Genomic DNA, 13,493 nt, shown 5'->3' on the forward strand with positions numbered 1-13,493 from the left:
ATGACCTCGCGGCAACAGCACTCGTTCCCCCGCCAGTACGCCCGCACCCGGCGCTTCACCCTCGGCGCACCCCGGTCGTTCACCGTGGCGCCCGACGGCTCCCGGATCGTTTTCCTGCGCGCCCCCTCGGGGACGGACCCGGTCAACCGGCTGTACGTCCTGGACCTGGACGGCGAGCGGCCCCGCGAGCGGCTCGCCGCCGACCCGAAGGCCCTGCTCGGCGGGGGCGAGGAGCACCTGTCCGCCCAGGAGCGCACCCGCCGGGAGCGCGGCCGGGAGACGGCGGGGGGCGTGGTGGGCTACGCGACGGACGCCGCCGTCGAGTTGGCGGCGTTCGCCCTGTCGGGACGGCTGTACGCGGCGGAGCTGCGGACCGGGGCGGTGCGCCGGCTGCCCGCGTCCGGTCCGGTGATCGACCCGAGGCCGTCACCGGACGGACGGCTGGTGGCCTATGTGGCGCGGGGGGCGCTGCGCGTGGTCTCCGTGCGGGCGGGGGCGGAGGAGGCGTGCGGGGCGGACGGGGTGCGCGGGGCGATCGGGGCGGAGGAGGCGCGCGGGGGCGGCGCGGTGGACCGGGTGCTCGCGGAGCCCGAGGGCGAACACGTGACGTACGGGCTGGCCGAGCACGCGGCGGCCGAGTCGATGGGTCGCCCGCGGGGCTTCTGGTGGTCGCCGGAGTCGGACCGGCTGCTGGTCGCGCGGGTCGACGACGGCGCCGTGCGGCGGTGGTGGATCTCCGACCCGGCGCACCCGGACCGGGAGCCGGTGCCCGTGGCGTACCCGGCGGCGGGGACGGACAACGCGGACGTGCGCCTGTTCCTGGTCGGGGTGGCGGGCGGGGAGCGGACGGAGGTCGTGTGGGACCGCGGCCGGTACCCGTACCTGGCGCGGGTGCACTGGTCGGCGGCGGGGGCGCCGCTGCTGCTGGTGCAGGCCCGCGACCAGCGCACTCAGCGGTACCTGGCGGTCGACCCGGGGACCGGGGCGACGCGGACGGTGCACGTCGAGGAGGACGGCCGGTGGCTGGAACTGATCCCGGGTGCGCCGGCGTGGGCGCCGGGCGGACGGCTCGTGCGCGTCGCGGAGGAGGACGGGGCGCGCGTGGTGGTGGTGGACGACCGCCCGCTCACGGGCCGGGACTTGCACATTCGTAACGTACTGGACGTAGGGGACGGTGACGTCCTGGTTTCGGCCTCGGCGGGCGAAGGCGCGGACGACCCGGAAATTGGCCAGATCCATGTGTACCGGGTGAGCGGTTCGGGCGTGGAGCGGATCTCCGAGGGGCCCGGCGTCCACGGGGCCGTCCGCGGCGGCCCGGTGACCGTGCTGGTGTCGGCGGTGCCGGACGGGCCGGGGGCGCGGGTGCGGGTGCTGCGGGACGGGAAGCAGGTCGCGGCGGTCGCGTCGTACGCCGAGGTGCCCGTGTTGTCGCCGCGGGTCGCGCTCACCGTGTCGGGGCCGCCGCGGGTGCCGTGCGCGGTGCTGCTGCCGCGCGCGTACGAGGAGGGGGACGGGCCGCTGCCGGTGCTGATGGATCCGTACGGCGGGCCGCACGGGCAGCGGGTGGTGGCGGCGCACGACCCGCACCTGACGTCCCAGTGGTTCGCGGACCAGGGCTTCGCGGTGGTCGTCGCGGACGGCCGGGGCACGCCGGGCCGCTCGCCCGCCTGGGAGAAGGCGATCGCGGGGCGGCCCGCGCTGGTGCTGGACGACCAGGTCGCGGCGTTGGAGGGGCTGGCCGGGCGGTTCCCGCTGGACCTGGGGCGGGTGGCGATCCGGGGCTGGTCGTACGGCGGCTGGCTGGCGGCGCTCGCGGTGCTGCGGCGCCCCGACGTGTTCCACGCGGCGGTGGTGGGCGCCCCGGTGACGGACCAGCGGCTGTACGACACCCACTACACCGAGCGGTACCTGGGCGGGCTCCCCCAGGACGTGCCGGAGGTCTACCGGGCGAACTCGCTGGTGTGGGACGACGGACTGGTGGAGGCGCGGGAACCGGCCCGGCCCATGATGATCATCCATGGTCTGGCGGACGACAACGTGGTCGCCGCCCATACGCTCCGGCTGTCGTCGGCGCTGCTGGCGGCGGGCCGCCCCCATGAGGTGCTGCCGTTGACGGGCGTGACCCATATGACCCCGCAGGAGCAGGTCGCGGAGAACCTGCTGCTGCTCCAGGTGGACTTCCTGAAGCGGTCCCTGGGCCTTTCCTGAACGACCGGCCGGGGCGACATGGCGCGCCCCGGCCGGTCCACGGCACCCGCACGGCCGTACGGGATCCAGGGTGGCGTGTCCGTATATCGGAACGGGGTCGGCCCGGTGTCCTGTCCGTTACGTGGCCCGCGGCCCGCCCGCACCGGGCGGCGGCGGCCCGGGGGCGGCCCGGTCCCGCGGCGGCCCCGCCTCGCCGGGCACGACGTGGAGCTCCTCCGCGAAGTGGCACGCCGAGTCGTGCCGCGCGGGGGTGGCGGCGTCCCCGAACGCCGCGGGGACGGCGAGCGGCGGGACCTCCAGGGCGCACCGCTCGCGCGCCTTCCAGCAGCGGGTGCGGAAGCGGCAGCCGGACGGCGGGTCGGCGGGGGACGGCACGTCGCCGGAGAGGAGGATCCTCCCCCCGCGGTGCTCCCGCGCCTCCGGGTCGGGCACGGGCACGGCGGACAGCAGCGCCTGGGTGTACGGGTGGGTGGGGTGGTCGTAGATCTCGGTGCCGGTGCCCGTCTCGACGATCCGGCCCAGGTACATGACGCCGACGCGGTCGGAGATGTGCCGGACGATCGACAGGTCGTGCGCGATGAAGACGTACGACAGGCCGAACTCGTCCTGGAGCCGCTCCAGCAGGTTGACGACCTGCGCCTGGACGGACACGTCGAGGGCGGAGACCGGTTCGTCCGCGACGATGATCCTCGGCCGGAGGGCGAGGCCGCGGGCGATGCCGATGCGCTGGCGCTGACCGCCGGAGAACTGGTGCGGGTAGCGGTTGATGTGTTCGGGGTTGAGGCCGACGACCTCCAGCAGCTCCCGCACCCTGCGGCGGCGGTCGCCCTTGGGCGCGGCCTCGGGGTGGATCTCGTACGGCTCCCCGACGATGTCGCCGACCGTCATCCGGGGGTTGAGCGAGGTGTACGGGTCCTGGAAGACCATCTGGATGTCGCGGCGCACGGCCTTCAGGGCGCGCCCGGACAGGCGGGTGACGTCCTCGCCCCGGTAGCGGATGGCCCCGGAGGTGGGCCGCTCCAGGTGGACCAGCATCTTGGCGACCGTCGACTTGCCGCAGCCGGACTCGCCGACGATGCCGAGGGTCTCGCCGGAGCGCAGCTCGAAGGAGACGCCGTCGACGGCCTTGACCGCGCCGACCTGCTTCCTGAAGAGGACGCCCCGGGTGAGCGGGTAGTGCTTGACGAGGTCCCGTACCTCCAGGATCGGCTCAGCGGGGGGCATCGGCGGGCTCCTTGTGGAGGGTCTCCCGCCAGAAGTGGCAGGCGCTGCGCCGGTCGGCGGAGACCTCGTGGAGCGGGGGGACGTCGGTGCGGCACACGTCGCGGGCGCGGGGGCAGCGCGGGTGGAAGGGGCAGCCGGGCGGGATCGCCGTGAGGCTGGGCGGCAGGCCCCTGATGGCGTACAGCTCCTTGCCCTTCTGGTCGAGGCGCGGGATGGAGTCGAGCAGGCCCTGCGTGTAGGGGTGGGCGGGCGCCTTGTACAGGTCGTGGACGGGGGCCGTCTCGACGATGCGGCCGGCGTACATGACGGCGATGTGGTCCGCGACGTCCGCGACGACGCCGAGGTCGTGGGTGATGAGGACGAGGCCCATGCGCAGTTCCCGCTGGAGCTCGGCGAGGAGCTCCATGACCTGTGCCTGGACGGTGACGTCGAGGGCGGTGGTGGGCTCGTCCGCGATGATGAGGGCGGGCTCCAGGGCCATCGCCATGGCGATCATGATGCGTTGGCGCATGCCGCCGCTGAACTGGTGGGGGTACTGGCCGACGCGTTCGCGGGCGGCGGGGATGCGGACGCGGTCCATCAGGTCGACGGCCCGGGCGCGGGCGTCCTTCTTCGACAGGCCGCGGTGGACGGTGAACATCTCCGCGAGCTGGTCCCCGACGGTGAGGACCGGGTTGAGGGCGGACAGGGCGTCCTGGAAGATCATCGCCATCCGCGCGCCGCGCACCTTGCGCCGCTCGTCCTCCTTGAGGGTGAGCAGGTCGCGGCCCTGGAAGAGGACCTGCCCGCCGGTGATCCGGCCGGGCGGCGCGTCGAGGATGCCCATGACGGCCTGGGCGGTGACGGACTTGCCGGAGCCGGACTCCCCGAGGACGGCGAGCGTCTCGCCCTCGTCGACGGAGTAGGTGACGCCGTTGACGGCCTTGGCGGTGCCCTCTCGGGTGCGGAACTCGACGTGGAGGTCGCGTACTTCGAGCAGCATGGCGGCGGCTCCTCAGCGCAGCTTGGGGTCGAGGGCGTCGCGGACGGCGTCGCCGAGCATGATGAACGCGAGGACCGTGACGCTCAGCGCGCCCGCGGGCCAGAGCAGCATGTGGGGGGCGTTGCGGATCTGCGGGGCGGCGTTGGAGATGTCGATGCCCCAGGAGACGGTGGGCGGGCGCAGCCCGACGCCGAGGAACGACAGCGTCGCCTCCAGCGCGATGTACGTGCCCAGCGCGATCGTCGCGACGACGATCACCGGGGCGACGGCGTTCGGCGCGACGTGCCGCAGCAGGATCCGTCCGCTGCCGGCGCCGAGGGAGCGGGCGGCCTGGACGTAGTCGTGCTGCTTGGCGGTGATGACGGAGCCGCGGGCGATGCGGGCGATCTGCGGCCAGCCGAGCAGCACGATGAACCCGACGACGGGCCACACGGTGGTGCTGGTGACGACGGAGAGGAAGACCAGGCCGCCGAGGACGACGGGGATGCCGAAGAAGACGTCGGCGGTACGGGACAGCAAGGCGTCGCCCCAGCCGCCGAAGAACCCGGCGAGCCCGCCGAGGAGGCTGCCGAGCAGGGCGGCGCCGAAGGTGGCGGCGATCCCGACGGTGATGGAGGCGCGGGCCCCGTGGACGGTGCGGGCGTACACGTCGCAGCCCTGGGTGTCGTACCCGAAGGGGTGGCCCGGCTCCGAACCCTCCTGCGACTTGGCGAGGTCGCAGTGGAGGGGGTCGGCGTCGGTGAGGACCTGCGGCCAGATCGCGATGAGCACCAGGAAGGCGATGAGCAGCGAGGAGACGACGAAGACCGGGTTGCGGCGCAGCTGGTGCCAGGCGTCGCTCCACAGGCTGCGGGGCCTGCCGCCGGGTCCGGGCGGGGCGCCCTCCTCGCCGGTCGGTTCGGTCTCCCGCTTGTCCAGCGTCTCCGCTTCGCTCATGGCCAGGTCCATGGCGCCGCCGGCGCCGGTCGGGGCGACCGCCTCGCGCGGGTTCTCGTACGGGTTCCCCTCGCGGGGGCCCCTCTCGTACGGGTCAGGCATAGCGGATCCTCGGGTCCAGGACCGCGTAGAGCAGGTCGACGAGCAGGTTCGCCACGAGGAAGACGATGACGAGGATCGTCACGAAGCCGACGACGGTGGGCGAGTTGTTGCGGAGGATGCCCTGGTAGAGCTGGTATCCGACGCCGTGGATGTTGAAGATCCGCTCGGTGACGATGGCGCCGCCCATCAGGGCGCCCACGTCGGCGCCGATGAAGGTGACGACGGGGATGAGGGAGTTGCGCAGCAGGTGCCGGGTGATGACCCGGTGGCGCGGCAGGCCCTTGGCGACGGCGGTGCGGACGTAGTCGGCGCGGGCGTTCTCGGCGATGGAGGTGCGGCTGAGCCGGGTGACGTACGCGAGGGAGACGAGGGCGAGGACGACGCCGGGGAGGAGCAGTTCGTCGAAGCGGGCGTCGGAGGAGACGGACGGGCTGACCCACCCCCACTTCACGCCGAGGAGGAACTGCAGGAGGTACCCGGAGACGAAGGTGGGGACGGAGATGACGACGAGGGTGAGGACGAGCAGCCCGGTGTCGAGGGGGCGTCCGCGCTTGAGGCCGCTGACGACGCCGAGGGCGATGCCGACGACGATCTCGATGGCGACGGCGACGAGGGTGAGGCGCAGCGTCACCGGGAAGGCGGTGGCCATCAGCTCGGTGACCCGCTGGCCGTTGAACGCGGTGCCGAAGTCGCCCCGGAAGATCGCCCCCATGTAGAGCAGGTACTGCTTCCCCAGCGGCTCGTCGAGGTGGAGGTCCTTCCGGATGCGGGCGACGGTGGCGGGGTCGGGCGCCTTGTCGCCGAACAGCGCCGCCACGGGGTCGCCGAGCGCGTACACCATGAGGAAGATCAGCAGGGTGGTCCCGATGAACACGGGGATCATCTGGAGCAGCCGCCGGATGACGTAACGCCCCATGGGGCCTCCTCCGGGTGCGGGGTGCGGGTGGCTCAGCCGACCTCGATCTGGTCGTACACGGGGACGCTGAACTGGTTGAGCTTCACGCCGGAGAGCCGCTCGGAGTAGCCGGCGCTGCCGTTCTGGTACCAGAGCGGGATGGCGGGCATCTGGGCGGCGAGGAGGCGCTCGGCGTCCTGGAAGTGCTTGACGGCGGCGGCCTCGTCGGCCTCGGCGTTGGCGCGGTCGACGAGGGCGTCGAAGCGCCGGTTGGTGAACTTGCCGTAGTTGGAAGAGGCGCCGGTGTAGTACAGGGGCTCCAGGAAGTTCTGGACGAGCGGGTAGTCGGCCTGCCAGCCGGAGCGGAAGGGGCCGGTGACGCGGGCGCCCGTGATCTGGTTGCGGAAGTCCGCGAAGGTGCCGATGGGGTTGACGGTGCAGACGGGGCCGCGGCCGAGGACGTTGTTGATGCTGTTGCAGACGGCGTCCATCCACTGGCGGTGGGAGCCGGTGTCGACGTTCGACGTCAGGGTGATCCTGCCGCCGGGGAGACCGCCGCCCTCGGTGATCAGCCGCTTGGCCCCGGCCGGGTCGAAGGCGCAGGCGTCGCCGCACAGGTCGGCGTACCCGCCCTTCCGGCCGAGCGCCGGGGAGGTCCAGTCCTTGGCGGGGGTGCGGGTGTTCTGGAAGATCTGTCGGGTGATCTGCGCGCGGTCGATCGCCTTGGAGATGCCGACGCGGACCTTCTCCATGCCGGGCTTGGACCACTCGGGCCGGTAGAAGGGGAAGGCCAGGGTCTGGATGATCAGGGCGGGCTGGTTGATGTACCGGTCGCCGAGGTCGCTCCCGACGTTCTTGAGCTGCTGGGCGGGGACGTCGTCGACCAGGTCGAGGTTGCCGGAGATCAGGTCCTGGTAGGCCGTGTTGTTGTCGGTGTAGACGCGCAGGTCGACCCCGGCGTTCTTGGCCTTGTCGGGGCCCTTGTAGCCGTCCCAGCGGCGCAGCCGCATCTCGCTGCCCCTGGTGTACGAGTCGACGGTGTACGGGCCGTTGCCCACGGGCTTGTCCAGCCAGGCGGCGTGGTCGGTGAAGAACGCCCGGGGCAGGGGCATGAACGCCTGGTAGCCGAGGGTCTCGGGCCACGTGGAGAACTTGTCCTTCAGGGCGACGGTGAAGGTGCGCTCGTCCTTGACGACGAGTCCGCGCATGGTCTTCGCCTTCGCCCTGCCGGACTCGGGGTGCACGTCCTCGTAGCCGACGATGTCGGAGAAGAAGGGGGCGTTGTTCTGCTTGTTGTCGATGTGGGCGGCGTAGTTCCACGCGTCGACGAAGGACCGGGCGGTGACCTTCTCGCCGTTGCTGAAGGTCCAGCCGTCCTTGAGGGTGACGGTGAAGTTCTGCGAGTCGTCCGTCTCGATCCGCTCGGCGACCATGTCCTGGGCCTCGCCGGTCCCGGGGTCGTACCGCTTGAGGCCGCGGAAGACCATGTCGAGGACCTTGCCGCCCTGGACCTCGTTGGTGTTGGCGGGCTCCAGGGGGTTCTGCGGGTCGCCCCAGGAGGAGCTCAGGACGCCGTCGCCGCCGCTCCCGCCGCCCCCGCCGCAGGCGGCCGCGGCGGAGGCGAGGACGACGGCGACGGCGGCCCACCGGGTGGGACGGCTGGCTCCGCGCATGGGGTGCCTCCTGTGGGGCCGTGTACAGGGCTCAGGCCCCAATATCACCGCATACGGAACACCCCGCACCCCACGCGCCCCCAACGGTGTACGCCCCGGCACCGCCGCGGAGGACGGGGACCCACGGGGGGCGGTGCCCCGGGAGCGGCACCCACGAGGTGGGACGGGGCCCACGGAGGACGGGGCCCACGGGGGGCGGCATCCACTGGGGACGGCGCCCACGAGGTGGGACGGGTCCCGCGGCGGGGCGGCGCCCGTCCCGGAAACGCGAAGGCCCCCCGCCGGGGCGGGGGGCCTTCGGAGCGCGGGTCACTCGGAGTCGGACTCCAGGGACGCCAGGGCCGGGTCCAGGATCACTTCCTTGTCGGCCTTGATGGTGGGCTCCTCCGGGAAGTGGCAGGCGGTCAGGTGTCCTTCCGCGTTGCCGGAGAGCTGCACCAGCGGCGGCTCCTCCGTCGCGCACTTCTCCTGCGCCTTCCAGCACCGCGTGCGGAACCGGCAGCCGGAGGGCGGGTTGATCGGCGAGGGCACGTCGCCGGCGAGGCGGATGCGCTCGCGGCTGCCGGCGTCGAGGTCCGGCTCCGGCACCGCCGACAGCAGCGCGTGCGTGTACGGGTGGCGCGGCCGGTTGTACAACGAGTCCCGGTCGGCGATCTCCACGATCTTGCCGAGGTACATCACCGCGACGCGCTCGGAGAAGTGCCGCACCACCGCGAGGTCGTGGGCGATGAACACGAACGCGATGCCCAGGTCCCGCTGGAGGTTCTGGAGGAGGTTGACGACCTGCGCCTGGATCGACACGTCCAGCGCCGACACCGGCTCGTCCGCGACGATCAGCTTCGGCTCCAGCGCCAGGGCGCGGGCGACGCCGATGCGCTGGCGCTGGCCGCCGGAGAACTCGTGCGGGAAGCGGTTGTAGTGCTCCGGGTTGAGACCGACGGTCTCCAGCAGCTCGCGGACCTTCTTCTCCCGGCCCCCGGGCGGATTGATCCCGTTGATCTCCATGGGGCTGGAGATGATCGTGCCGACCGTCTGCCGCGGATTGAGGGAGGCGTACGGGTCCTGGAAGATCATCTGGATCTCGGACCGGATCGGCGCCAGCTCCTTGCGGCCGGCGTGCGTGATGTCGCGGCCCGCGTAGTCGATCCTCCCGCCGGTGGGCTCCATCAGGCGCGTGATCAGCCGGCCGGTGGTCGACTTGCCGCATCCGGACTCGCCGACCAGGCCCAGGCTCTCGCCCGGGAACACGTCGAAGGTGAGGCCGTCGACGGCCTTGACCGCGCCGACCGTCCGTTTGATCGGGAAGCCGGCCTTCACGGGGAAGTGCTTGGCCAGCCCCTCGACGCGCATCAGCGGCTCGGACGCGGTCCGCTGCGCCGGGACCGCGTCACCGGCGTTGGTGGTGGTGTTCTCGCTCATGGTCATAGCCCCAGTTGCCGGTGTCGCTCAGCCCAGCCGGGGCTGAATCGTCTCGATGAAAACCTGCTGCCGCTGCTCCTCCGCCAGGTGGCACGCGGCCGCCCTTCCCTCGGCGAGCAGCGGGCGCTCACTGGCGCACCGGTCCCCGCCGACCAGGCCGGTGTACTCGCAGCGGGGGTGGAACGGGCAGCCGATCGGCGGGTTCAGCAGGCTCGGCGGCGTACCGGGGATCGGCCGCAGCGGCTCGTCGACGTCCGACGACAGGCTCGGCATGGAGCCCAGCAGACCCCACGTGTAGGGGTGCGCCGGCGCCTTCAGCACCTCGCGCACGGACCCGCGCTCCACGGCCCGGCCCGCGTACATCACGAGCAGGTCGTCGGCCGTGTTGGCGACCACGCCGAGATCGTGGGTGATCAGGATGATCGCGGAGCCGAACTCCTGCTGGAGGTCCTTCAGGAGGTCGAGGATCTGGGCCTGGACCGTCACGTCGAGCGCGGTGGTCGGCTCGTCGGCGATGAGGAGTTCGGGGTTGCAGACCAGCGACATCGCGATCATCGCACGCTGGCGCATGCCGCCGGAGAACTGGTGGGGGTAGTCGTCCACGCGGGCCTTGGGGTCCGGGATCCCGACCTTGCCCAGCATCTCGATGGCCCGGTCGCGGGCCTCCTTCTTGGAGGCGCCCGTGTGCTTCCGGAACGGCTCGGCGATCTGTCGGCCGATCGTGTAGTACGGCGACAGGGCCGTGAGCGCGTCCTGGAAGATCATGGCCATCTTGTTGCCGCGCAGCCTCTCGAGCTGCTTCTGCGAAGCGTCCGTGAGCTCCTGGCCGTCCAGCTTGATCGAGCCGGTGATCTCGGTGGTCTTCGCGTTGTGCAGGCCCAGGATCGTCAGGTTGGTGACCGACTTGCCGGAGCCCGACTCGCCCACGATGCCGAGCGTCTTGCCGCGCTCCAGGTCGAACGAGAGGCCGTCCACCGCCTTGACGATGCCGTCCTCGGTGGAGAACCGGACACGCAGGTCGCGTACCGACAGGAACGCTTCCGACCCGGTCGGAGCCGTTGCGTCCTCGGTCTTGGTCAGTGTGGTCACGGTCGTTCTCCTAGGACAGGCGCACGCGCGGATCGATGATCGCGTACATCGCGTCCACGATGATGTTGAAGAGCAGGATGAGGGCGGCGCTGAAGACCATCACGCCCATGGTGAGCGGGAGGTCCTTGTCGATCACCGAGTCGCGGGCGAGGCGGCCGATGCCCGCGAGGCCGAAGGTCAGCTCCGTCACCATGGCCCCGCCGAACAGGGAGCCGAGGTCCATGCCGAGGATGGTGACGATCGGGATGAGCGATCCGCGCCAGGCGTAGCGGAAGAAGACGAACCTGCCGCTCATGCCCTTGGCGCGGGCGGCGCGGACGTGCTCCTCCTGGAGCTGCTCGATCATCGTCGAGCGGGACATGCGGGTGTAGTTGGCCGTGAAGATCACGGACATCACGCACCACGGGATGAGCAGGCCCATGAACCAGCCGGTCGGGCTCTCGCTGAACGGTACGTACTCGGGCTTGTCCAGCCAGCCGGTCGAGTAGACGAAGATGCCCAGGACGACCGGGCCGAGGAAGTAGATCTGCAGGGACGACAGGACGAGCGAACCCCCGCTGAAGACCTTGTCGACCGCGGTGCCCTTCTTCCAGGCGGCGAGCATGCCGGCGCCGAGGCCGACGGTGAGGAAGACCAGGATGCCGCCGATCGAGAGCGAGAGGGTGAGCGGGAGCCGGTCGATGATCGTGTCCCAGACCATCTGCTGGTTGTCGAAGGAGACACCGAAGCAGGGAGCCGAGCAGTGGCCCACGGAGAAGTCGCGCCCGGCGAAGATGCCGACCATGTAGTCCCAGAACTGCACGGGGACGGGCTGGTCGAGCCCGAGGTTCTTGTGGATGACTTCCAGGGCGTCGGGGGTGCAGTTCTTGCCGCACGCGAGCAGGGCGGGGTCCTGCGGGATGGCGAAGAACATGAAGAACGTGCTGGCGCTGATCAAGAAGAGGATCACCACAGCGCCGAACGTCCGGCGAAGGAGGAATTGAAGCATGACTGGTCGCTGCTCTCAGGACGGCGGCAAGGAGGGGTTCGAACGGAGAGAGGGCCGGCGATCCGGGGGTGTGCGATCCGCCGTGTGCACACCCCCGGAGCCGGCCTGAGCCAGTGTCAGCTCTTGAGGAAGACGCGCGTGACGTCGATGGCGCTCAGGTCGGTGGAGTAGCGCGCACCACCGACGTTCGAGCCCTGGATCTGCAGCGACTTGGTGAAGTACAGCGGCGCCGCCGGGTTGATCCGCTCCACGATGTCGTGGTGCAGCTCGGTCCACGCCTTCTGCGCTTCGGCCGGGTCCGTGATCTTCTTGGCCTTGGCGATGTCAGCGTTGACCTTCGGGTCGTTGATGTGCGAGTAGACCGAAGAACCGTCCTGCAGCTGGTTGCCGTCGTACAGCGGCGGGATCACGGTGGAGGCGGAGGCCCAGTCCTGGCCCCAACCCGTCATGTACAGGTCCAGGCCGTTGTTGACCTTGCCGACCTGCTCGTACCAGGTCGCGCCGTCGATCTCCTTCTTCTGGACGTCCAGACCGATCTTGGTCAGGGCGTTGGCGATGACGACGGCCTGCTGCTGGCGCTTCGGGGTGTTCGCGTAGGCGTAGACGACCTTCTTGCCCTTGGCGCCCGCCTCCTCGATCATCTTCTTGGCCTTCTCGATGTTCCCGTTCGGGTACTTCTTCTTCTCGAACGGGTCGTAGTTCTTCTCGAAGCCCGGAAGGGTCGGGGCTATCAGGCCGGTCGCGATCTCGCCGCCGTAGGCGCCGCCGTCGGGCTGGTAGATGTTCGCGCTCGGCATCGCGATGGCGATGGCGTCGCGGACCTTCTTGTCCTTCATGCGGTCCAGGTTGAAGTTCAGCTGCCAGACGTACGGCTGGTAGCCCTGGATCGTGCGCTTCTTGGCGGCGGGGTCCGACAGGACGTTGCGCACCTGGGTGGTGGCGACGGTGCCCGTCAGCTGGATCATGTTCTTGCCTTCACCGCGGTCGGCGAGGATCGTCTTGGTCTGCGCCTCGTCGTCCTGGTTGAAGGTGATGTTGAAGCCGTCCACGTACTGGTGGCGGACCGAGTCGGTCTTCGGGTCCCAGTTCGTGTTCTTGACCAGCTTCATGGACTTGCCGGGCTTGAACTCGGCGATCTTGTAGGGGCCGAGCGCGACCGGGGCCGTGTCGTACTTCTCCTTCGTGTCGCCCTTGGCGGGGACGATGGAGTAGCCGGTCATGGCGAGGGCCTGCGGCAGGTCCGCCTGGGGCTCCTTGAACTTGAAGATGACGGTCTTCGCGTCCGGGGTCTCCAGGACGGTGTCCGGCAGGTGCTTGCCCTTGTACGGGCCGTCGGGCAGGGCCTTGCGGTAGGTGGTGCCCTCACCGGAGAGCCAGTTCTGCAGGTACACCGGGCCGTCGGTGACGAACGGCGCGTACAGGCGCTCGACCGTGTGACGGACGTCGGCGGACGTGATCACGTTGCCGTTCGCGTCCTTCACGCCGTCCTTCAGCGTGTACTTCCAGGTCTTGCCGCCGTCGGTGGTGGTGCCGGAGTCCGTGGCGATGTCCCCGACGACGGTGAGCTTGCCGCCCTCGCCCTCCTGGTACTGCGTCAGGCCGCGGTGGATCAGGCGGCCGAGCAGGCGGGCGTCGCTGACGTAGCTCTGCGCCGGGTCCAGGTGGGAGAAGTCGTCCGTCTGGTAGATGGCGATGGTGCCGCCGGGCTTGGCGCCCGGGACCTCGGCGGCCGGGCCGGTGGACACCTTGGCGTCGCCGAAGGAGACGGCCGCCCCCTGCTTGGCCGCCTCGTCCTGGTTGACTCCGCCCGTCGTGCCGCTCTTGTCCTTGCTGTTGCCGCTGCAGCCCGTGAGCGCCAGCGAGCCGGCAGCCAGGGCGACAACGGCAGCGCGCGCCGTTCGCGTGCCAAAGATGCTCATGGTGATGAGTGCCTATCTGTCAGTAGTGATCCAACTGTGCTGCCTGACGCACGGTCAG

General features: G+C 70.9%; 10 protein-coding genes. 1 reads left to right on the plus strand and 9 read right to left on the minus strand.

Translation table 11 applies throughout. From position 1 onward, the window contains the following. A complete protein-coding gene (locus tag AC07D6_RS10335; RefSeq protein WP_479043258.1) occupies nucleotides 1–2,208 on the plus strand; it encodes a prolyl oligopeptidase family serine peptidase in 2,208 nt (735 codons plus the stop codon). 117 nt (nucleotides 2,209–2,325) lie between these two features. On the opposite strand, the gene AC07D6_RS10340 is transcribed toward AC07D6_RS10335, so the two are convergent. The 9 genes from AC07D6_RS10340 to AC07D6_RS10380 form a co-directional block, all read right to left on the minus strand. Beyond that, complete coding sequence (locus AC07D6_RS10340; protein WP_479043259.1) at nucleotides 2,326–3,432, minus strand: ABC transporter ATP-binding protein; 1,107 nt, start codon at nucleotides 3,430–3,432, stop codon at nucleotides 2,326–2,328. Beyond that, entirely contained in the window at nucleotides 3,419–4,414 is a 996-nt protein-coding gene (locus AC07D6_RS10345) for an ABC transporter ATP-binding protein (protein WP_479043260.1), read from the minus strand. The genes AC07D6_RS10340 and AC07D6_RS10345 overlap by 14 nt, the downstream gene beginning before the upstream one ends. A gap of 12 nt (nucleotides 4,415–4,426) precedes the next feature. After that, entirely contained in the window at nucleotides 4,427–5,452 is a 1,026-nt protein-coding gene (locus AC07D6_RS10350; protein WP_479043261.1) for an ABC transporter permease, read from the minus strand. Continuing rightward, nucleotides 5,445–6,368 (minus strand): ABC transporter permease, encoded by a 924-nt coding sequence (locus tag AC07D6_RS10355; protein WP_315880709.1) that lies wholly within the window; start codon nucleotides 6,366–6,368, stop codon nucleotides 5,445–5,447. Before AC07D6_RS10355 ends, AC07D6_RS10350 begins: the two co-directional genes overlap by 8 nt. 32 nt (nucleotides 6,369–6,400) lie before the next feature. Then, nucleotides 6,401–8,020: a peptide ABC transporter substrate-binding protein gene (locus tag AC07D6_RS10360; RefSeq protein ID WP_479043263.1), complete on the minus strand. Its 1,620-nt coding sequence runs from the start codon at nucleotides 8,018–8,020 to the stop codon at nucleotides 6,401–6,403. A gap of 309 nt (nucleotides 8,021–8,329) precedes the next feature. After that, entirely contained in the window at nucleotides 8,330–9,439 is a 1,110-nt protein-coding gene (locus AC07D6_RS10365; protein ID WP_315880734.1) for an ABC transporter ATP-binding protein, read from the minus strand. A 27-nt stretch (nucleotides 9,440–9,466) separates the two neighbouring features. Beyond that, nucleotides 9,467–10,528: an ABC transporter ATP-binding protein gene (locus AC07D6_RS10370; protein WP_315880711.1), complete on the minus strand. Its 1,062-nt coding sequence runs from the start codon at nucleotides 10,526–10,528 to the stop codon at nucleotides 9,467–9,469. A 10-nt stretch (nucleotides 10,529–10,538) separates the two neighbouring features. Continuing rightward, nucleotides 10,539–11,516, minus strand: a complete 978-nt coding sequence (locus AC07D6_RS10375; protein ID WP_315880712.1) for an ABC transporter permease — start codon at nucleotides 11,514–11,516, stop codon at nucleotides 10,539–10,541. A gap of 116 nt (nucleotides 11,517–11,632) precedes the next feature. Then, complete coding sequence (locus AC07D6_RS10380; RefSeq protein WP_479043264.1) at nucleotides 11,633–13,435, minus strand: ABC transporter substrate-binding protein; 1,803 nt, start codon at nucleotides 13,433–13,435, stop codon at nucleotides 11,633–11,635. Between the last annotated feature and the right edge of the window lie 58 nt (nucleotides 13,436–13,493).

The organism is Streptomyces sp. NPDC045287, assembly GCF_056432325.1.